Here is an 18,551-nt window from a genome sequence, read left to right as displayed (position 1 = left end):
TCGGCCCGCTTTTGAAAGGGGTGAAGAGATGACTGATCCGTACATCGAAGACGACGGGGCTGAATTTCCATTCAACAATTGCGTGCGCTGTGGCCAGACCGAGTATCAGGCGGGCTTTGGCGAAGATCCGGTGCAGACCGGCAAGATCAAGTCGACAGCACCCAAGGGGCCGAAAGCGAAATTTCTGCCCAAGGTGACAACACGTTCCAGGAAGTAATCCGGATGCCACAGAACCCCGCCATTGAGCGGGGTTTTTGATTGCTGATTTTCTAGAGAAGCGTCCTACGAAAATTGCGGAATCGTCCGGTTTCTTTCACAAACTTTTCACACCGATCTACGTAGGGTGAAGCCATCCGTTAGAAAGCAAGTCTCCAGCCCGTCTCCCCAGCGGGCTTTTTTTTGCCTGCGATAAAACCTTTTCTGAAATTGCTGTCCAATCGGCGCCAAGTGCGCTGTGGCACTGGACATTGCCTCGGCAACAGCATTCAATCTGCGCCCTTTTTCTTCCTTCTTTTGAGGTTTTCGTCATGCGTTTAACTCTGCCTGCTCTGGTTCTGGGGCTTCTGGTCGCTCAAGGTGCAATGGCCGGTGATGGTACCGCCGCACTGGGTGGTGGTCTGGGCGGTGCGCTGGGTAATGTGGTTGGCCAGAAAATGGGCGGCAGCAGCGGCGCGGCCATCGGCGCTGGCCTGGCTGGCGCGGCTGGCGGTGCGTTGGCAGCGAAGAAAGGCGCCCGCACCAAAGCGGCCATTGGCGGCGGTGTTGGCGCGGCAGGTGGTTCGATCATCGGCAACAGCCTGGGTGGCAAGAACGGCGCGACCATTGGCGCCGGCCTGGGCGGCGCAGCGGGCGGCGCGGTGGGCAGCAACCTGTCCAAAGGTCACAAGCGTCACTGATTGCGAATGCATGTCTGAAAAGGCCCGGCTTTATGCCGGGCCTTTTCATTGCTGAACGTTTTTCCGGAATTCGCCTCCAATTGCATATAGCCCTTCTCCGGGCATACCGTCCCGATCCGGGACCTGCGAGGTCTGTATGCGATCGACATTAACTGCGTTGGTTTTAGGATTGCTTGTGGCGCAAGGCGCCATGGCTGCCGGCGATGGTTCCGCGGCGGTCGGTGGTGGTCTGGGTGGTGTGCTGGGTAATGTGGTCGGCGGTCAACTCGGCGGCAGCACCGGCGCCGCAGTGGGCGCGGGCGTTGGCGGTGCGGCCGGCAGTGCCGTCGGGGCAAACAAACGCAATCGTACGGAAGCCGCGATTGGCGGCGGTCTTGGCGCGGCGGGTGGTTCAGTGCTGGGCAACAGCGTCGGTGGATCTACCGGCTCGGCGGTCGGTGCCGGACTCGGCGGCGCGGCAGGTGGTGCAGTGGGCAACAGCCTGGGAGGCGATGGCGGAAAATCGCATTCCGGTGGCGGCCACAAGCACAAACATAAATATCGTCACCGCTGAGCAAGCGGAATGACTGAAACCCGGCCTTGTGCCGGGTTTTTTGTGTTCCCGCGTAATGCGCCGGAACGTTTAGCGACCATACTTTTCGAACGTCTACACGCTGAGCTTCCGAGGTGCACCATGACTCCCGAAACCGAAGGCAAGGAAGAAAAAGGCCCGAGCGGGTTGCCGTTTATCAATGATCCGGGGAATGAAGATCCGGGGTCGTTGATGGATGATGCGACGGTTCCGCTTTGGGAGGGTGAGGGGGAAGAGCTTGAGTATGAGGATTTTGATGATGATGAGTGATGGACACTTGATTCGTTGGAAATTGGAAATTTTATGTAGAGCGTTAAGGGAGTGAGCAGCGGGCTAACCCCTCCATTCGCTATTGAACAAACGAGACGTCAATCCTGTCCGCGTTAATTTTGACGAACTGCCCATTCAGATGTGGGTATTCGTAGTGGATATCCTGATCCATAAAATCAACAAACGACCGGAAAACCTCGCCATCCAGGTAGCCATAAACTTCACAGTGGAATCCACTACCGAGCATCTTGATCTGCATTTTTTCGCATTGTGTAGGTGATACAAATTCCTCACCAGACAACACCATTTCGAACTCAGCTTCGTAAGTTTTTCCGACCTCAATTTTCGAAGGGCTGTAGCTTGCGAAGCATCTGATCTCAACGCCCCCAACAACCAGCAAAATAGCGTCATCTACAAAATGGTCTATTTCAACGACCAATACTTTGTGTGTCTTAGTCATGGGCAGGCCTCACTGTTTTATCTTGTGCATATGCTCTGCTAATCAAAAAGGAGTCTGAGTTAGATAAACTGTGGGGTCTCTAAGGCTCAGAAATGATGTCGTGAACTCAATGGCGGAATTCTCCGAAATAGCTGTTACCTTAAATCGAAGGCCATTTTCAAGGATTGTCAATTTCAATGGTTTAGTGGTCGGAAGATTTTTAATCGTAATGTTCTCAACCTCACTGCAGGTGATTCCAATTCGGCAAGCATTGTATTGAGCTGATTGCCACTTTCTCGGCGGTTTGTCAGGTACCTCCCTTATATCGAAGGCCATCGTTACCAAGGACTGATTAATATCAATATCTATGGAAAACAGCTTTATTTCCCCAATCTCGATGCGATTGCTGAACACCATGGAGAAAAAAGTGCTCCCTTCAAGGTCGTTCCAGTACTGCATGATTACCTCCTGAATGGGTAGTGTTCATGTGTGTTGTCAATCTTTCCATTTCTGGGGTCGTCTGCAGGTCGTACGTTAAAATGAGGGCCTTGATCGCCTTTATTGTTAATTGCTCCGAATTTGTGACCGGCAGTATGGTCTTGCAGTATCACAATGAACCCATCCTCTCTAGTAAACATGTACTGTCTGGTCGGGATCGGCATCCCGGTGCTGGATAGAATATTTTTGCCACTTTTATTAGTCATGTTCGTGTAAGTATATTGACGCTGGCGTCCATTTACCTTGTCTATCTGTATGTCCGGCTGCTGACCCCTCGGAATCCCAGCGTCAGCTTTTGCCTGTCTGAATGCTCCTCGTCTTGAGATGTCCGGCTGCTCAGGTTCACCCGGATTAGGGCAAATGGCTGAGCGTTCACTCTTTGGAGGACAGTTGGAGGTCAATCCCAACGGATCCACCCACCCCGTCGGATTCGGCACGTACCGGTACTGGTTCAACCCGCCCGCCAGTTTCACCGGATCCGGCGTCAGGTACCGTCCAACGTCCGGGTCGTAATACCGATGCCGGTTGTAATGCAGTCCGCTTTCCGCATCGAAGTACTGTCCCTGAAACCGCAGCGGCTGGTTGAGGTAATCGTCCGTCGCCAGTTCCAGCGAGGTGACCTTGCCGTAGGCGCTGTATTTGGCTGACCAGACGATCTCACCGCTGTAATCGGTCAGTTCCTGCGGCGTGCCCAAGTGGTCGAGCTGGTAGTAGAACGGGCAGGCGCGTTTCGGGCCTTTGCCGTCGAGCATCGCCAGGGGGCGGAAGGTGCCGGGTTCGTAGATGAAGCTGCGATGTTGGGTCGGGCTGCTTTCGGCGATCAGGTGGTCGCCTTGCCAGAAGAACTCGGTGGTCTGGCCGTCGACGGTCTTGCGGATACGGCGGCCGAAGGCGTCGTATTGATAGGTGGCGCTGGTGCCGTCGGGACGGGTGAGGCCGATCAGGCGGTGCTGGCTGTCGTAGCGGTATTCAGTGACCAGTTGTTGGGCGCGGCCACGGCGTTCGCGGATCAGGTTGCCGAAGGCGTCGTAGTCGTAATGGCGGTCGCCCTGCATCAGCAGGCGGTTGCCTTTGATGCTGACCGGGCCGGGGCGGTCCTGCGTCAGCAGGTTGCCGGCCGGGTCGTGGGCGAAGTTTTCCGGTACGTCGTCACGGGTGTGGCGCACGCGAATCAGCCGGTCGAGGGCGTCGTACTGGTAGCTGCGCTGGCCGTGGCGGGTGTCGGCGATGTGTTCAAGGTTGCCGTTGGCGCTGTAGGCAAAGTCGCGGCGGTACAGCGCACTGCGTTGATGGCCTACGGCGTGGGACAACAAGCGGCCCTGTTCGTCGTAGGCATATTCGCTGAGCAGCAGGCCTTGCTGACGCTGCTGTTCGCGACCGTTCTGGTAGACGTGACGGGTGAGCAAGGCGCCGTTGAGGTCGATCGCGGTCAGCGCGCCGCCCTTGGCGTAGTGGTAGTCGAGCTTGCTGTTGTCCGGCAGACGCATCCGGCTGAGCTGGCCGCAGGCGTCGTAGGTGTAACGCAGGGTGCCCCAGCCCTGATGCTCGCGTACCAGGCGGTCCTGGAGGTCGTATTCGAAGGCCAGTGGGTGATCCTGGCCGTCATCCACACCGACCAGCCGACCGAGACGGTCGTAGCGGTATTCAACCGTGCTGGCATCGGGCAGGGTCTTGAGCAGCAGGCGCCCGGCGCTGTCGCGCTCATAAGTCGTGACCAGCGTCGAGCCGTCGTCACCGAACTCGGTTTTTTCCAGCAGATGACCGTTGCGGTCGTAGGCGTAGGCGGTGCGCCGGCCATCAAAACCGGTTTCCTGTCGGATCAATCCGGTGGGCGTGTAGTCCAGCCGGTACTTCTCGCCGGACTCGTTCTCGATTTCCGTGAGCAACAGCTGCGCATGGTCGTAGCGATACTGCAGCCGCGTACCGTCGGGGTTGATCCGTCGGCTGACCAGGTGCAGGTCGTCGTCATACTCGTAGCGGGTGATCCGACCCAGCTCATCGCGTTCGGCGGTGATCTGGCCGTAGGCGCTGTAGGACCAGGCGCGGGTGGCACCGGTCGGCGAGGTGGTCTGGATCAGCCGGCCTACGGCGTCCCACGCATGACGGGTGACCGCGCCGTGTTCGTCCTGCGCAGTAATCCGCCGCCCCAAGGCATCGTAGGAAAACTTCCGAACCCCACCGTCGGGCAGGCTTTCCTCGACCAGTTGCCCTAGGTCGTTCCACACGAACACGTGCCGACCACTGTCCGGATAACGGATCGACAGCAGCCGCCCCTGCGGGTCGTAGTGGTAATGGGTGACATGGCCGTCGGGATCGACCGCTTCGGTGACATCACCCTGGGCATTGCGCCGGTACGTCCACACGGCATCGCCACGCGAACGGCTGTGCAGGAAACCGTTGCGGTACTCGTAGGACGTCGGCGCATCGTCCGGCGGAATCAGCGCGATCAGCCGTCCGACGTCGTCGTAGCGGTACTCGGTGACCGCCCCCAGCGCATCCTGCTCGCCGATCAGTCGGCCTTGCGCATCGTAGGCCTTGAGCTGCTCGCCACCGTCGGCGGCGACCTGACGCACCAGCCGCGCCGTGTCGTCGTGGACGTAAACCTCTTCGCGGCCGTCGACGTAGCGCACCGTGACGCTGCCGGCGTCATCCCAGACATAACGCGTGTCCATCTGCGAAAACGACGCCCAGTGCCGCACGCAACGCGACGCCTTGCCCTCGCGCTCCCACTCCCAGAAGAAGCTCGCACCACCGGTGAGCTGCCGTTGCAGGATGACGTGCTGATCGTCGTAGTCGTAACGCTCGTTTTCGCCAACGGCGTTGGTCGCCTCGATCAGCCGATGACGGGCATCAAAGCGGTAGCTGACCAGCGTCTGCTCGGTGCGCCAGGCGGATTCACAAAAAATCTGATAATCGACCGCCACCAGATGCGCCCGCTCGTAACGCATCAACAAACAACGTCCGGCCCCGTTGTCGAGGCGCTCAACGCGATCCAGACGATCACGCGAAATACGCAGCCGGTTGCCGTAGGCATCGCTGACAAGCGTCAGACGTCCAGCCCGAAAGTGATAAAACCGCGCCGCCTCCCCCGCCAGCGCAACAATCAACTCTTCAGGCTCATTTCCAAGAAAGATCGCCGCCCGCGACAGACTGTTGTGAATCGCCGGCCGCTCGACACTCGGCAGCGGAAACCGCGTGCGCCGGTTCTCGTGGTCAACCCAGACCACGCCATCGCCCTCGACCTCCAGCCGATGCGCCAGCGAGTGACTCCAGCCAAACCCCAACCCGACATCGACCTCAACCGCACTGGTGCGATACAACCGACTGAACTCGAACGGCAGCAATCCATCCAACACGCCATCGGTCAGCGTCAGCAGCTCTTCGCCAGTGACCATCGACACCGGACAACCGTTGGTGCAGGTCCGGGGTACACAGTCGGCGCTGTCGCCGTTGGGATTCTTCGCCTGAGCCGAAGCATCGTCGCGAGGCTCATGCCGCTCCATTCGTGTCGAGCCGTGGGACTTGTTACGCGCAATCGCCGCTGGATTGGGCACCGTCAGCACCAACGACTCGGCCGTGCGAATTTCCAGCGGAACCGCAGGCGTCGGCCGCAATGGGGCCGGGCGTGCGTTAACCATCAACGGTTTTAAAGCGCCCGCATGCCGGGTCAGATCGGGTGCCGAGGTCAGCTCCGCCAGCCGCAACGCCGAAGCCGCCAGCCATTCCCGGGCGCGCGGCGACTTGACCTTGCCGAGCACCTTGGCGCTCAACCGCAGCGGCACGCCCATGCCCGCCGACACGCGCATCAACAGAAAACCGATCAGCAATTCGACCCGGACTTCAGCCACCACCTCGGCCAGATACTGCGGTGGCAGCATCTTCAGCCAACTGGTGAACGCCGCCAGATGAATGAACAGCAACGGCTCGTCGCTGAGCATCAGCAGGCCATTGGCGATGGCTTCGGAGGAGGCCTCGAGCAAGGCTTCCAGCTCGACGCTGGACAGGTATTGCAGAAGTTTTTCGCTGTTGGCCTGCAAGTCGGCGAGCAGGGCGAACAGTTGTTTCACGTCATCCCAGACGCCATTCAGCGCCGTTTCGAAACCGCGCCAGTCGGCCTGTTGCAACTGACCGTAACGCTCCAGGAAACCCGCGCTGGAAAACTCCGCCCATTGCGGTTGAAACCCGACCCATTCCTCACGCAACCATTTTTCCAGGCCATCAATGAGCCCCTGATACGAGGCGTACAGCGTCTGGACATGCGAACTGGAAACATCGGGAAAGAAGGTGATGCGATAACGCTGGCCCCGGTCGCAGTTCTCGACCTCGAGAATGCCGCTGGGGCCGATGGTGTAATGCTGCGGTTCGCCGAATTTCAGCACACCGCCGATATCGGAAATGACCGGTTCCAGGGTCACCGGCGTATCGCCGATCGGCACGAAGCGCGCAGCTTCGAACATGTGCACCAGCGTCAGGGAGCCAGTGGCGGAACACATGGCCACTGAGGAGCTGACGGGTTTTCGGCTGGTAATCGGCGCACTGAGCTGGACATCGTTGCCGACCTTGAACACCTGATCGACATCCAGCGCGGTTCCCGTCCAGAACTGCTCGGCCCAGCTTTCATAGTTATTGAGGCAGAGGCGGAACTCCTGAAACAGCTTCTCGGCGTCAGGCTGGTCAGGGTTCAGCGCAGCGACCACCAGCAAACCGATGCTGTTGTTCAGTTTCAGGAGTTGGTCAGATGGAAGCATTCGCAGTCACTCGCGCGCATCAAGGGGATGGCGCGAAACTTTGCGGGGGATCAAACAGGAAAGAAGTCAGGCAAGTAGGCGATGTCTGTAGGGCAATTCTCTAAATGCGATTCGGCGGACAGCCGACATTGCCCGTTGCCCAACCTCGGCCACGCTCGTTATGCTGCTGAACCCTTTAATCAGATCCGAGCAGCGGTACCCGATGCCGCCTGGGATGTTTTTGATAACGGATCCGATGATGAATGCACCGCTGAAGGCGTTCGGCCCGATCAAGGCCGTGATTTTCGATATGGACGGTTTGCTGCTGGACACCGAGGGCATCTACACCGAGGTCACCTCGCTGATTGCCGAACGTTACGGGCGCACCTTCGACTGGAGCATCAAGCAGAACATCATCGGTCGCGGTGCCGGCGATCTGGCCCGTTATGTGGTCGAAGCGCTGGATCTGCCGATTACCGCCGAAGAGTTTCTGGTAATCCGCGAGCCGCTGATGCGCGAGCGTTTTCCGACTGCGCAAGCCATGCCCGGCGCCGAGGAACTGATCCGCCATCTCAAGGCGCACAACATTCCGATTGCGGTGGGTACCAGTTCATCGCGCCAGTCGTTCGGTCAGAAAACCACCTTGCACCGAGACTGGTTCGCGTTGTTCGACTTCATCGTTACCGCCGACGACCCGGAAGTCGGCGCGGCCAAACCGGCGCCGGACATTTTCCTCACCGCCGCTCGCCGCCTGGGTGTGGCGCCGGAAGATTGCCTGGTGTTCGAAGATTCGCCATTCGGCGTGACAGCCGCGAAAGCAGCCGGCATGACCGCCATCGCGATCCCTGATGCCGCCATGGCCGATGAAAAATACGCACACGCCGACGGGATTCTTCGTACGTTGAAGGCTTTCACGCCGAGTGCCTGTGGTTTACCGGCGCTGGATTGGGCCTGATCAAACCGCAAACATAAAAACGCCGCCGCTCTGTTAAAGGAGGGGCGGCGTTTTTCGTTATCGACAATCTGATCAATCAGGCGCCGAAACCACCGTCGATGCTCAGGCTGGCACCGGTGATGTAACCGGCTTCCGGGCCTGCGAGGTAGGCGACGAAGCTGGCGATTTCCTCGGCTTTGCCGTAACGACCGACCGCCATCAGCGGAATCAGGCTTTCGGCAAAGTCGCCGTGGGCCGGGTTCATGTCGGTGTCCACCGGGCCGGGCTGCACGTTGTTGATGGTGATGCCCCGTGGGCCGAGGTCGCGGGCCAGGCCTTTGGTCAGGCCCACCAGGGCGGATTTGCTCATCGCATACACGCCGCCGCCGGCGAAGGGCATGCGGTCGGCGTTGGTGCTGCCGATGTTGATGATGCGCGAGCCTTCGCCCATGTGTCTGGCGGCTTCCTGGCTGGCGATGAATACGCTGCGGACGTTGATTGCCAGGGTCTGGTCGAAGTCTTCCAGTTTGAAGTCTTCCAGCGGGGCGACGGCCAGCACACCGGCGTTGTTGACCAGAATGTCGAGGCGGCCAAAGGTTTCGACGGTCGCGTTCACGGCGTTGCGGATGGCACCGGCATCGGCGCTGTCGGCCTTGATCGCCAGGGCTTTGCCGCCAGTGGCGGTGATGCTGTTTTGCAGTTCTTCAGCCTTGGCGGCGGAGCTGACGTAGGTGAAGGCAACCGCGGCGCCTTCGGCGGCCAGGCGCTTGACGATGGCGGCACCGATGCCGCGAGAGCCGCCTTGAATCAGAGCGACTTTACCGCTGAGGTGTTGAGTGGTCATGTTCGATCTCCAGAAATTTCAAGGCAGGCTGCCTTGGTGTGGTGTCGAGTATCTGCCCCTCGCCACCGGGCGAGTAGACCGTGGTTGCTATAGTCTGTGTAAACCAAAAGTTTGGAATGGCGGCCATGGAAACCTTCAGCAGTATCGAATGCTTCGTTCGCAGCGCCGAAGTCGGCAGCTTTGCCGAAGCCGCGCGACGCCTGAGCCTGACACCGGCCGCCGTGGGCAAAAGCGTGGCGAAACTGGAAGCGCGCCTCGGCGTGAGGCTGTTCCAGCGTAGCACCCGAAGATTGACCCTGACGGAAGCGGGGCAATTGTTTCTGAGTGAGGTCAGCGGCAGCCTGACCACCATCCAGAATGCCGTGAGTAATCTGGCCAGCGCCGGGGGGCAACCGGCCGGCACGCTGAAAGTCAGCATGGGCACGGTGTTCGGCCGTTTGTATATCGTGCCGTTGCTGGGTGAGTTTCTGGCAAGGTTCCCGGCGATCAACCCGGACTGGCACTTCGATAACCGCCAGGTCGATCTGATCGGCCAGGGTTTTGATGCGGCGATTGGCGGTGGCTTCGAGCTGCCCCAAGGCGTGGTGGCGCGCAGGCTGACGCCGGCGCATCGGGTGTTGGTGGCTTCGGCGGCATATCTGGATCGGCACGCGCCGATCAGCGAACCGGACGACCTCAAACTGCACGAGGGCATCCTGATCCGCTCACCGCAGACCGGTCGTGTGCGTTCCTGGCAGTTGACCCATCGCACGCAGCAACACAGCCCGTTGACCCTCACGGCGCGAATGACCATGAGCGATTCCGAAGCCGCCTGCGCCACGGCGGCGCAGGGGCTGGGGATTGCGTTGGTGAGCATGCCGTTTGCCGTCGGCTATCTGGAGGCGGGAACGTTACAGCGGGTCTTGCCCGACTGGTACGTCGACGACGGCAACATCTCCATCTATTACGCCGAGCACAAACTGCTGCCGGGCAAGACCCGGGCGTTCGTCGATTTCATCATCGAACAGTTTTCAACCCTGGGTCTCGCCGAGCGGTTCAACGCGCAAAACGTGCTGGCCAGCCGATGATGGTTTTTGGCCGTGGGGTCGCATACGTCCGCACCTTGGACGTCGACAGCCCCAGGCGCACCAGCGACTCGGCGATGGTCACGGCAGCGGTGACGCCATCGATCACTGGCACCCCGGTGCGCTGACGAATCTTTTCATCGAGCCCGGCCATGCCGCCGCAACCGAGGCAGATCACCTCGGCTTTATCCTGATTCACCGCCAGTTCGGCCTGATGCACGATCGCCTCCAGTGCGCGCTGAGGTTCGTGTTCCAGCTCCAGAACCGCCAGGCCGCTGGCCCGTACCGAGGCGCAGCGATCCCACAGGCCCGAGAGTTTCAGCCGATCCTCGATCAACGGCACGGTGCGATCCAGTGTGGTGACCACCGAATAGGCGTGGCCCAGAAACATCGCAGTGCTGGCCGCCGCATCGGTGATGTCCACCACCGGCACGTTGAGCAATTCCTGCAAACCTTCGCGACCGTGTTCGCCGTAGCCGGCCTGGATTACTGCGTCGAACGGCTGGTCGTAGGACATGACCCGGTCCATCACGGCAATGGCGGCCAGGTAACTTTCGAAATTGCCCTCGACGGAATCAGCCCCGAAGTACGGCGTCAGGCCGACGATCTCGGTGCCGGGGGAGGCCACAGCCTGCGCCGAGCGGGCGATGGCTTGGGTGATGGATTCGGTGGTGTTGACGTTGACCACGAGAATTCGCATGGGAAGTCCTTATTACGGTTGGTTCTGCGGCCCCGCGAAGGGCCGCCAAAAGTTTCAGTGGCTGACGTTGTCGACGGCGATGGCTTCACCGTCCACGTCGGCGTAGTGCGGCTGGCGTTTGGCGACGATCAGGTAAAGCATCCCGGCGATGCCGGCACCGATCAGCCAGGAGAAGGGCGAAACGTTGTGGAAGCCCGGCACCAATGCCAGGACGATGGCGATCAGAGCGGCCGGAATGAACGCCGCCACCGCCCGCAGATTGACCCCGCGGCTGTAGAAATACGCGCCGTTCGGGTCTTCGCTGTACAGCTGTGGCACGTGAATCCGGCTTTTGCGGATCAGCCAGTAGTCGACCATGATCACGCCGTACAACGGGCCGAGCAGGGCGCCGAGGCCGGACAGGAAATACACGATCACCAGCGGGCTGTTGTAGAGGTTCCACGGCAGGATCAGCACCGCAATCGTTGCGCTGATCAGTCCGGCACGGCGGAAGGTCAGGTATTTAGGTGCCAGGTTGCTGAGCACGAAGGCCGGAGCGACGAAATTGGCCATGATGTTTACCGCCACGGTGACGATCAGGAACGCCAGGCAACCGAGCACCAGAAAGAACGTGTTGGGGATCGAGGCGATGATTTCGGTCGGGCTTTCGATGATCCGCCCGTTGATCTGAAATTGCGCACCGCACAGCAGGACGGTGATCCCGGCGAACACCAGAATATTCACCGGCAGCCCCCAGAAATTTCCAATCTTGATGGTTTTGCGGCACGGCGAAGAGCGAGCGAAGTCGCAGAAGTTGAGGATCAGCGTGCCGTAGATCGCCAGCCACAAGGCGCCGCCGGCAAAGATGTTGCGCCACATCTCGCCACCGGTCAGCGGTTCGCGGATCGACCAGGCGATGGTCGCGTTGGCCTGGGTGTACATCCACGCGGCGAGGCAGGCGACGGTCAGCAGAATCACCGGCCCGGCGAAGGCTTCGTAGCGGCGGACCATTTCCATGCCGTAGGCCAGAATCCCCAGTTGCACGAACCAGATCGCCACGAAACACACCCAGCCCAGGCTCGACAGGCCGAGGATCGAGTTGTGGTCGTAGTCGGCAAATCCGGGATGGATCGCCGTGAGCAACACGCGAAATACCACCGATGCCAGGTACGTCTGAATCCCGAACCAGGCGATGGCGATTACCGCCCGGATCAATGCAGGAATCTGCGCCCCGTGAATGCCGAAACTGATCCGGCTGATCACCGGAAACGGCACCCCGGTTTTCTGCCCCATGTAGCCGGACAGATTCATGAAGAAATACACCAGCGCCGCGCCGATCCCCAGCGACAGCAGAATCTGCCAGCCGCCCAGGCCCAGGGCGTACAGACCGATGGCAAACGAATAGTTGGCGATGTTGTGCACATCGTTGGTCCACAGGGCAAAGATGCTGTATTTGCCCCAGCGCCGTCCTTCGACCTTGGTCGGTGCGAGGTCGCTGTTGTGCAGGCGCGGGCTCAGTTGCAGCGGTTCGGTGATGCCGTCACCGGGCGCGGTGTGATCGAGGGTTGAGGAGGAGGGCAGATTCAGCGCGATGTTGTTGTTCGAAAGACTCGTACGCATTCCGGCAGGCTCCTGATGTTCGGGCCGCGATGACTGTGCATGAGCGCTCAGGCTCGGCAGATCTTCGTCGCAGCGGTGAAACATCACTGGTTACGGGGCATCTGCAGCCTGTACGGGATAGGGCGCTTCAGGCTTGCGGATCGAAAGTGTGGGTTCATGTTTTGCAACTTTGTATACAAAACATGTATGCACTAAAGCCAGATCTGTGCCAGTCAGCGATCTATGAAAACCACCACTGATTTCGAAAAGTTATTGAATAGCGCTAAGTCGCTGAAATTCAGGCGATATAAATTGACCGTTCGAACAGGTATTTATTTTTCGGAAGGGATTTTGGCGGACGCCGGAAGGGATCGCTTTGGCAGCGGGATGTAACTTTTCAGGGCGCGGAAATGAAAAGTGCACACATAAATGGCACCGATGGTGACATTCGTGTGTACACATTTTTCATGTCTGGCAGAGACAACTGTGGGGCGAGCGGTTTACGCCTTGCTGATGATATTCCCGGCGTGCAACCCGCATTCTTTCTGGGTCGCTTCTTCCCACCACCAGCGGCCTTCGCGCTCGTGCTGGTTCGGCAGGACAGGGCGGGTGCAGGGTTCGCAGCCGATGCTGATGAAACCGCGTTCATGCAGGCTGTTGTACGGCAGCTCCAGCATGCGGATGTAGCCCCAGATTTCCTCGCTGGTCATCTGCGCCAGCGGGTTGAACTTGTACAGCGTGCGCTCCGGGGTGGAGAACGCGCTGTCGATTTCCATCACCGCGACTGCGCTGCGGGTGCCCGGGCTCTGGTCGCGGCGCTGGCCGGTGGCCCAGGCTTTGACGCCGGACAGTTTGCGGCGCAGCGGCTCGATCTTGCGGATGCCACAGCACTCGCCATGGCCGTCCTTGTAGAAACTGAACAGGCCTTTTTCCTTCACGAACGGTTCGAGTTTCGTGTAGTCCGGCGAGACCAGTTCGATGTCGATCTTGTAGTGCTCGCGCACCTGATCGATGAAACGGTAGGTTTCCGGGTGCAGACGGCCGGTGTCGAGACTGAACACCTTGACGTTCTTGTTCAGCTTCCAGGCCATGTCCACCAGCACCACATCCTCGGCGCCGCTGAAAGATATCCACAGGTCATCGCCGAACTCGGCAAATGCGAGCTTGAGGATGTCCTGGGCGGATTTGTTGGCATAGGTCGTGGCGAGTTCCACGACGTCGAACGTTGGGCTCATCAGGGCGGCTTCCTACAGGTCGGTGGCGCTGGGCGCTCTATATGGCGCCGATGTTAACAAAAAGCAACGCCCGCCGGGGTGGCCTCTGCGTTGCACGGTCCAGGTCGAGCCGCTAGAGTTCGGGCTCGCTCGACTCAATAAACATTACAAACGGAGTGTCCTGTGGAAATTGCCTGTCTTGACCTTGAAGGAGTGCTGGTACCGGAAATCTGGATCGCCTTCGCCGAAAAAACCGGAATCGAATCGCTCAAGGCCACCACCCGGGACATTCCCGACTACGACGTGCTGATGAAACAGCGCCTGCGCATCCTCGATGAACATGGCCTGAAGCTTTCGGACATTCAGGAAGTGATCGCCACTCTCAAGCCGCTGGACGGCGCGGTGGAGTTCGTCAACTGGCTGCGCGAGCGGTTTCAGGTGGTGATTCTGTCGGATACGTTCTATGAGTTTTCCCAGCCGCTGATGCGCCAGCTGGGTTTCCCGACCTTGCTCTGCCACCGTCTGATCACTGACGAAAGCGGGCGGGTCACGGGCTATCAGTTGCGTCAGAAAGATCCGAAACGTCAGTCGGTCCTGGCCTTCAAGAGCCTGTATTACCGGGTGATTGCGGCAGGGGATTCCTACAACGACACCAGCATGCTGGGCGAAGCGGATGCGGGGATTCTGTTTCATGCGCCGGATAACGTGATCCGCGAGTTCCCGCAGTTTCCGGCGGTGCACAGTTTTGCCGAGTTGAAGCAGGAGTTTCTCAAGGCTTCGAACCGCGATCTGAGCCTGTAAGTCATGCTGTGGCGAGGGCGCAACCGCCCTCGCCGCAAGCGTCAGAGGTTCTGCAAGGTTTCAAGCAGGACTCTGACCTTGGTAATCGACTCCTGATACTCCGCCTCCCAATCCGAATCGGCGACGATCCCGCCACCGCCCCAGCAGCACACCTGCCCATCCTTTACCAACAGGCTGCGAATGGCGATCGAGCTGTCCATCTCGCCGCGCACGTCCAGGTACAGCAACGAACCGCAATACAAACCGCGTCGGGTCGGTTCCAGTTCGTCGATGATCTGCATCGCACGAATCTTCGGTGCGCCGGTGATCGAGCCGCCGGGGAAGCTGCCGGCAATCAGGTCCAGGGCATCGCGATCATCCGCCAGTTCACCGGTCACGCTGCTGACCAGGTGATGCACGTTCGGATAACTTTCCAGGCTGAACAGCTCCGGCACCCGCACGGAGCCGATTCGGCAGGTGCGGCCGAGATCGTTGCGCAGCAGATCGACGATCATCAGGTTTTCCGCACGATCCTTGGGGCTGGCCAACAGTTCGGCGGCGTTGGCGGCATCTTCGGCCGGGTTCGCGCCACGGGGGCGTGTGCCTTTGATCGGGCGGGTTTCCACCTGACGCTGACTGACTTTGACAAAGCGCTCGGGCGAGAGACTCAGCACCGCGTTGCCGTCGGGCAGGCTCTGGAACCCGGAAAACGGCGTCGGGCAGGCCTCGCGCAACGCACAGTAAGCCAGCCACGGGTCACCTTCACACGGCGCGCGGAAACGCTGGGCGAAGTTGACCTGATAGCAGTCGCCGGCCTGGATGTATTGATGAATGCGTTCGAGCGCCTGACGATAGTCGTCAGCCGAAAGGTCGGCGGTCATCGGCGTGTTCAGTTTGAACGGCGTCAGCTCAACGATCACCGGTTGGCTGAACAGATCGATTAACCGTTGTTTTTCACTGGCGCTGAGCGACGGATGAAACACCAGTTGGCTGGTGGCTTTGTGGTGATCGCTGATCAGGGCCCAGTCGTACAAGCCAAAACGCGCATCCGGCAGTTGCAGATCATCCAGCGCCTGACTTGGCAGATTTTCCAGATGCCGGCCGAAGTCGTAACTCAGGTAACCGATCAGGCCTCCGGCGAACGGCAGCTCGTATTCCGAAGGCAACTGTGCCTCGCCGAGGCGCGCCAGATTGTCCCGCAGGCGTTGCAGGAAATCGTCGCCACGTTCGTCGGGCAACACCGCCAGTTGTTCCAGCGGCCAGGCGCTGAGCAAGTCATAACGGCCACGGTCGGCACTCGGCCGGCCGCTGTCGAGCAGCACGGCGCCGGGCGCATGGCGGATTGCCGCGAAATAGTCGGCGGGGTTGGCACGGTAGGGCAGCGGGTGTACGGAACAGGTCAGCATGGGCGGGGCAGATCGGCCATCGAGGCGGGGTGGGGATTGTAGTCCCCTCGAGGAATTGCTCCTAGAGGGGATGTCGGGGATTGGCAGATCGGAGGCCGGTAGCGCGACTCAGCCCTCGACCGCCGGAATATGCCCGAACAGTTCCTGAGCAAACGCCACCCGCTCTTCAACCGTTTCAGTCACACCGCGGGTCTTGAGATCCTCCAGATGCGCTTCCACCGCATGGGTCCGTGCCGTCAGCCCGCAGTCATTGGCAATCTGGATATTCAGCCCCGGCCGCGCATTCAGTTCCAGAATCAGCGGGCCTTTCTCCTGGTCCAGCACCATGTCCACGCCGATGTAACCCAGGCCGCACAGCTCATAGCAACCGGCGGCGAGCCTCATGAAACCGTCCCAGTAGGGCAGTTGCACGCCGTCCACTGCGTTGGTGGTGTCCGGGTGTTTGGCGATGATGTTGTTCAGCCAGGTGCCGCGCAACGTCAGGCCGGTCGCCAGGTCTACGCCGACGCCGATGGCGCCCTGGTGCAGGTTGGCCTTGCCGCCGGACTGCCGGGTCGGCAGGCGCAGCATGGCCATCACCGGATAGCCCATCAGCACGATGATGCGGATGTCCGGCACGCCTTCGTAGCTGATGCTCTTGAAGATCTGGTCAGGGGTCACCCGGTATTCGATCAGCGCCCGGTCGCGGTGGCCGCCGAGCGAATACAGGCCGGTGAGGATGCTGGAGATATGGTGCTCCAGCTCTTCGTGGGTGAGGATTTTGCCCGACACCGTGCGATAGCGGCCCTCGAAACGGTCGGCGATAACGATGATGCCGTCACCGCCGGCGCCCTGGGCCGGCTTGATCACGAAGTCGTTGCGCCCGCCGATGATCTCGTCGAGCTTGTCGATTTCCTTCTCCGTGGAAATCACGCCATACAGTTCCGGCACATGAATGCCGGCCTTGATCGCGCGCTCCTTGGTGATGATCTTGTCATCGACAATCGGGTACAGACTGCGCTTGTTGTACTTGAGCACGTAGTCCGCGTTACGCCGATTGATGCCCATGATGCCCCGGGCTTCCAGGGCCTTCCAGGTCTTCCAGAAACCGAACATCAGGCGTCAGCCTTCTTCAGGAAAGCCTTGAAGCGCACCAGTTCGGTCAGGCGATAACCGCGATAGCGACCCATGGCCAGCATGAAGCCCACCAGGATCAGCAGGATCGCCGGGAAAGTGAACACGAAGTACACCAGCTCCGGCACGGTCATGATCAGGTGTGCCAGGGACGCCGCGAACAGCGTGCCGATCGCCACTTTCAAGGCATGGCTGGCGCCGCGCTCTTCCCAGGTGATCGACAGGCGTTCGATAGTCATGGTCAGAATCACCATCGGGAACAGTGCCACCGACAGACCGCGCTCCAGACCGAGCTTATGACTGAACAGACTGATCGCCGCGATCAGCACCACCACGAAGGTCAGCACCACCGAGAGTCGAGGCAGCATTTGCAGCTTCAGGTGTTCCAGATACGAGCGCAGCGACAGCCCCAGCGCGGTGATCACGGTAAACAGCAGGATGCCGAAGCCCAGCTGCGTCTCGCGGAAAGCCAGGGCGATCAGCACCGGGGTGAATGTGCCGAGGGTCTGCAGGCCGACCAGGTTGCGCAGGATCAGGATCACCAGTACGCCGATCGGGATCATCACCATGATCATGAACGTCTGCTGGGTTTGCAGCGGCAGGCCGTACAGCGAGTATTCGAGGAAGTTGGCGTCGGTGTTTTCGTCGGTCAGTTTGGCCAGACGAATCGCGTTCATCTCGCTGTTGTTCAGGCTGAAGGTCACGTTGGCTTTCTTCGCGCCGTCGACGGTGATCAGGTTTTCATCGCCGGTCCACCATAGCAGGCGGTCGGTCGGCAGGCCTTGTTCGCCGGTTTCCGGGTTGAAGTACAGCCAGTCGTTGCCGTTGAAGCTGCGCAGCCACAGTTCAGGGGTTTGCGGCTGATCGGCGACGAGGCGGATGGTGTGGACTTTCTCGACAGGAACGTGGGCGATGGACAGCAGCAGCTCAACGATTTTTGCCTTGTGGGCCGTCGACGGATCGCCGGCCAGCAGCAGTTTCACGTTGTCGTCGTTGGTGTTGTTGACACGTTTGATCGCTTCGCCGATGAAAGTTTCGACGTCGGCCGAGTGCTGGCGGATCGGCGCGAGCAGGGCTTCGGCGGCGATTTTTTCCGGGCCTTCGATGGCCATGCTGTCGCGGAAAGTCGGGCCTTTGACCTTGGTTTTCTCGGCGGTGTAACGCTTGGTCAGCACCAGACGGTAATAAAGGGTCTGGTTGCCCTTGGCCCGGCGCGCCGACCAGGTGACCTTGCGGTTGCCGTCGACACGGTTGACCGCCACACCGTAGTTGTTGGAGATAAAGCTCTCATTGAGGCTGACGTAATCGCGGCTCAGGGGCGGCACGAACATCTGGATCTTCACCGGATCCTTGGTGCTGGCGACGAACTCGACCTTGGCGTCGATGTTCCACAAGTCGTCGGTGGCGTCTTCGGTCACCGGAATGCCGAGCACGAAAATCTGATAGGCCGTAACCGAAACGCCCAGGAGCACCAGGATGGTGATCAGGATTTTCAGGTGGAAGGTTAGAGAACGCAT

Annotated in this window: 17 protein-coding genes; 7 read left to right on the top strand and 10 right to left on the bottom strand. The window is 59.9% G+C overall.

Features of this window, described 5'->3' with window-relative positions; all coding sequences use genetic code 11:
- Window positions 1–28 precede the first annotated feature (28 nt).
- The 4 genes from DXT77_RS16455 to DXT77_RS29925 all read left to right on the top strand — a co-directional run bounded on the left by DXT77_RS16455 (window position 29) and on the right by DXT77_RS29925 (window position 1,737).
- A complete protein-coding gene (locus DXT77_RS16455; protein ID WP_085701198.1) occupies window positions 29–217 on the top strand; it encodes a hypothetical protein in 189 nt (62 codons plus the stop codon).
- A gap of 310 nt (window positions 218–527) precedes the next feature.
- Window positions 528–896 (top strand): bacteriocin, encoded by a 369-nt coding sequence (locus tag DXT77_RS16450; RefSeq protein WP_085710666.1) that lies wholly within the window; start codon window positions 528–530, stop codon window positions 894–896.
- Between the two features lie 136 nt (window positions 897–1,032).
- Window positions 1,033–1,449 (top strand): hypothetical protein, encoded by a 417-nt coding sequence (locus tag DXT77_RS16445; protein WP_085710667.1) that lies wholly within the window; start codon window positions 1,033–1,035, stop codon window positions 1,447–1,449.
- A gap of 120 nt (window positions 1,450–1,569) precedes the next feature.
- Window positions 1,570–1,737: a hypothetical protein gene (locus DXT77_RS29925; protein ID WP_167443766.1), complete on the top strand. Its 168-nt coding sequence runs from the start codon at window positions 1,570–1,572 to the stop codon at window positions 1,735–1,737.
- 79 nt (window positions 1,738–1,816) lie between these two features.
- Here DXT77_RS29925 and DXT77_RS16435 read toward each other — a convergent pair whose 3' ends face one another.
- Genes DXT77_RS16435 through DXT77_RS16425 form a run of 3 tightly spaced genes read right to left on the bottom strand, consistent with a single transcriptional unit; the run spans window position 1,817 to window position 7,422 of the window.
- Window positions 1,817–2,197, bottom strand: a complete 381-nt coding sequence (locus DXT77_RS16435; protein WP_119428424.1) for a hypothetical protein — start codon at window positions 2,195–2,197, stop codon at window positions 1,817–1,819.
- Window positions 2,198–2,239: 42 nt separating this feature from the next.
- Window positions 2,240–2,635, bottom strand: a complete 396-nt coding sequence (locus DXT77_RS16430) for an Imm50 family immunity protein (RefSeq protein WP_119428423.1) — start codon at window positions 2,633–2,635, stop codon at window positions 2,240–2,242.
- A gap of 2 nt (window positions 2,636–2,637) precedes the next feature.
- Window positions 2,638–7,422, bottom strand: a complete 4,785-nt coding sequence (locus DXT77_RS16425) for an RHS repeat-associated core domain-containing protein (RefSeq protein WP_119428422.1) — start codon at window positions 7,420–7,422, stop codon at window positions 2,638–2,640.
- A 238-nt stretch (window positions 7,423–7,660) separates the two neighbouring features.
- On the opposite strand from DXT77_RS16425, the gene DXT77_RS16420 reads away from it, so the two are divergent.
- Window positions 7,661–8,356: an HAD-IA family hydrolase gene (locus DXT77_RS16420; protein WP_007960113.1), complete on the top strand. Its 696-nt coding sequence runs from the start codon at window positions 7,661–7,663 to the stop codon at window positions 8,354–8,356.
- 76 nt (window positions 8,357–8,432) lie between these two features.
- Here the strand turns inward: DXT77_RS16420 and DXT77_RS16415 are convergent, their stop codons facing one another.
- Window positions 8,433–9,179 carry a 3-oxoacyl-ACP reductase family protein gene (locus DXT77_RS16415; protein ID WP_119428421.1) on the bottom strand — a complete coding sequence of 249 codons (747 nt, stop codon included), beginning with the start codon at window positions 9,177–9,179 and terminating at the stop codon, window positions 8,433–8,435.
- Window positions 9,180–9,304: 125 nt separating this feature from the next.
- On the opposite strand from DXT77_RS16415, the gene DXT77_RS16410 reads away from it, so the two are divergent.
- Window positions 9,305–10,246, top strand: coding sequence for a LysR family transcriptional regulator (locus DXT77_RS16410; protein ID WP_119428420.1), 942 nt, complete (start codon window positions 9,305–9,307; stop codon window positions 10,244–10,246).
- Here the strand turns inward: DXT77_RS16410 and DXT77_RS16405 are convergent.
- The 3 genes from DXT77_RS16405 to DXT77_RS16395 form a co-directional block, all read right to left on the bottom strand.
- The gene (locus tag DXT77_RS16405) at window positions 10,215–10,943 is read right to left on the bottom strand and encodes an aspartate/glutamate racemase family protein (RefSeq protein ID WP_119428419.1); all 729 of its coding nucleotides are present in this window, start codon (window positions 10,941–10,943) and stop codon (window positions 10,215–10,217) included. The genes DXT77_RS16410 and DXT77_RS16405 overlap by 32 nt on opposite strands.
- 54 nt (window positions 10,944–10,997) lie before the next feature.
- Window positions 10,998–12,542, bottom strand: coding sequence for an NCS1 family nucleobase:cation symporter-1 (locus DXT77_RS16400; RefSeq protein ID WP_119428418.1), 1,545 nt, complete (start codon window positions 12,540–12,542; stop codon window positions 10,998–11,000).
- Window positions 12,543–13,021: 479 nt separating this feature from the next.
- The gene (locus tag DXT77_RS16395; protein WP_085711886.1) at window positions 13,022–13,756 is read right to left on the bottom strand and encodes a phosphoadenylyl-sulfate reductase; all 735 of its coding nucleotides are present in this window, start codon (window positions 13,754–13,756) and stop codon (window positions 13,022–13,024) included.
- A gap of 162 nt (window positions 13,757–13,918) precedes the next feature.
- Between DXT77_RS16395 and thrH the strand changes: the two genes are divergently transcribed.
- Window positions 13,919–14,536, top strand: a complete 618-nt coding sequence (gene thrH, locus DXT77_RS16390; protein ID WP_119428417.1) for a bifunctional phosphoserine phosphatase/homoserine phosphotransferase ThrH — start codon at window positions 13,919–13,921, stop codon at window positions 14,534–14,536.
- Between the two features lie 41 nt (window positions 14,537–14,577).
- Here thrH and pabB read toward each other — a convergent pair whose 3' ends face one another.
- The 3 genes from pabB to DXT77_RS16375 form a co-directional block, all read right to left on the bottom strand.
- Window positions 14,578–15,921, bottom strand: a complete 1,344-nt coding sequence (gene pabB, locus DXT77_RS16385; protein ID WP_119428416.1) for an aminodeoxychorismate synthase component I — start codon at window positions 15,919–15,921, stop codon at window positions 14,578–14,580.
- A gap of 108 nt (window positions 15,922–16,029) precedes the next feature.
- Window positions 16,030–17,016 carry an alpha-L-glutamate ligase-like protein gene (locus tag DXT77_RS16380; RefSeq protein ID WP_119428415.1) on the bottom strand — a complete coding sequence of 329 codons (987 nt, stop codon included), beginning with the start codon at window positions 17,014–17,016 and terminating at the stop codon, window positions 16,030–16,032.
- The gene (locus tag DXT77_RS16375; RefSeq protein WP_085711890.1) at window positions 17,016–18,551 is read right to left on the bottom strand and encodes an inactive transglutaminase family protein; all 1,536 of its coding nucleotides are present in this window, start codon (window positions 18,549–18,551) and stop codon (window positions 17,016–17,018) included. Before DXT77_RS16375 ends, DXT77_RS16380 begins: the two co-directional genes overlap by 1 nt.

The sequence above is a fragment of the Pseudomonas sp. 91RF genome (assembly GCF_003576265.1).
GTDB classification, from domain to species: Bacteria; Pseudomonadota; Gammaproteobacteria; order Pseudomonadales; family Pseudomonadaceae; genus Aquipseudomonas; species Aquipseudomonas kribbensis.
Note: the sequence above shows the minus strand (reverse complement) of the source record. Positions and strands in the feature narration are given on the sequence as shown.

Coding starts and splice junctions, on each gene's coding strand:
- DXT77_RS16405 (WP_119428419.1), bottom strand. CDS start 10,943: ATGCGAATTCTCGTGGTCAACGTCAACACCACCGAATCCATCACCCAA.
- DXT77_RS29925 (WP_167443766.1), top strand. CDS start 1,570: ATGACTCCCGAAACCGAAGGCAAGGAAGAAAAAGGCCCGAGCGGGTTG.
- DXT77_RS16430 (WP_119428423.1), bottom strand. CDS start 2,635: ATGCAGTACTGGAACGACCTTGAAGGGAGCACTTTTTTCTCCATGGTG.
- DXT77_RS16435 (WP_119428424.1), bottom strand. CDS start 2,197: ATGACTAAGACACACAAAGTATTGGTCGTTGAAATAGACCATTTTGTA.
- DXT77_RS16415 (WP_119428421.1), bottom strand. CDS start 9,179: ATGACCACTCAACACCTCAGCGGTAAAGTCGCTCTGATTCAAGGCGGC.
- pabB (WP_119428416.1), bottom strand. CDS start 15,921: ATGCTGACCTGTTCCGTACACCCGCTGCCCTACCGTGCCAACCCCGCC.
- DXT77_RS16395 (WP_085711886.1), bottom strand. CDS start 13,756: ATGAGCCCAACGTTCGACGTCGTGGAACTCGCCACGACCTATGCCAAC.
- DXT77_RS16455 (WP_085701198.1), top strand. CDS start 29: ATGACTGATCCGTACATCGAAGACGACGGGGCTGAATTTCCATTCAAC.
- DXT77_RS16450 (WP_085710666.1), top strand. CDS start 528: ATGCGTTTAACTCTGCCTGCTCTGGTTCTGGGGCTTCTGGTCGCTCAA.
- DXT77_RS16425 (WP_119428422.1), bottom strand. CDS start 7,422: ATGCTTCCATCTGACCAACTCCTGAAACTGAACAACAGCATCGGTTTG.
- DXT77_RS16410 (WP_119428420.1), top strand. CDS start 9,305: ATGGAAACCTTCAGCAGTATCGAATGCTTCGTTCGCAGCGCCGAAGTC.
- DXT77_RS16375 (WP_085711890.1), bottom strand. CDS start 18,551: ATGCGTTCTCTAACCTTCCACCTGAAAATCCTGATCACCATCCTGGTG.
- DXT77_RS16420 (WP_007960113.1), top strand. CDS start 7,661: ATGAATGCACCGCTGAAGGCGTTCGGCCCGATCAAGGCCGTGATTTTC.
- DXT77_RS16380 (WP_119428415.1), bottom strand. CDS start 17,016: ATGTTCGGTTTCTGGAAGACCTGGAAGGCCCTGGAAGCCCGGGGCATC.
- DXT77_RS16400 (WP_119428418.1), bottom strand. CDS start 12,542: ATGCGTACGAGTCTTTCGAACAACAACATCGCGCTGAATCTGCCCTCC.
- DXT77_RS16445 (WP_085710667.1), top strand. CDS start 1,033: ATGCGATCGACATTAACTGCGTTGGTTTTAGGATTGCTTGTGGCGCAA.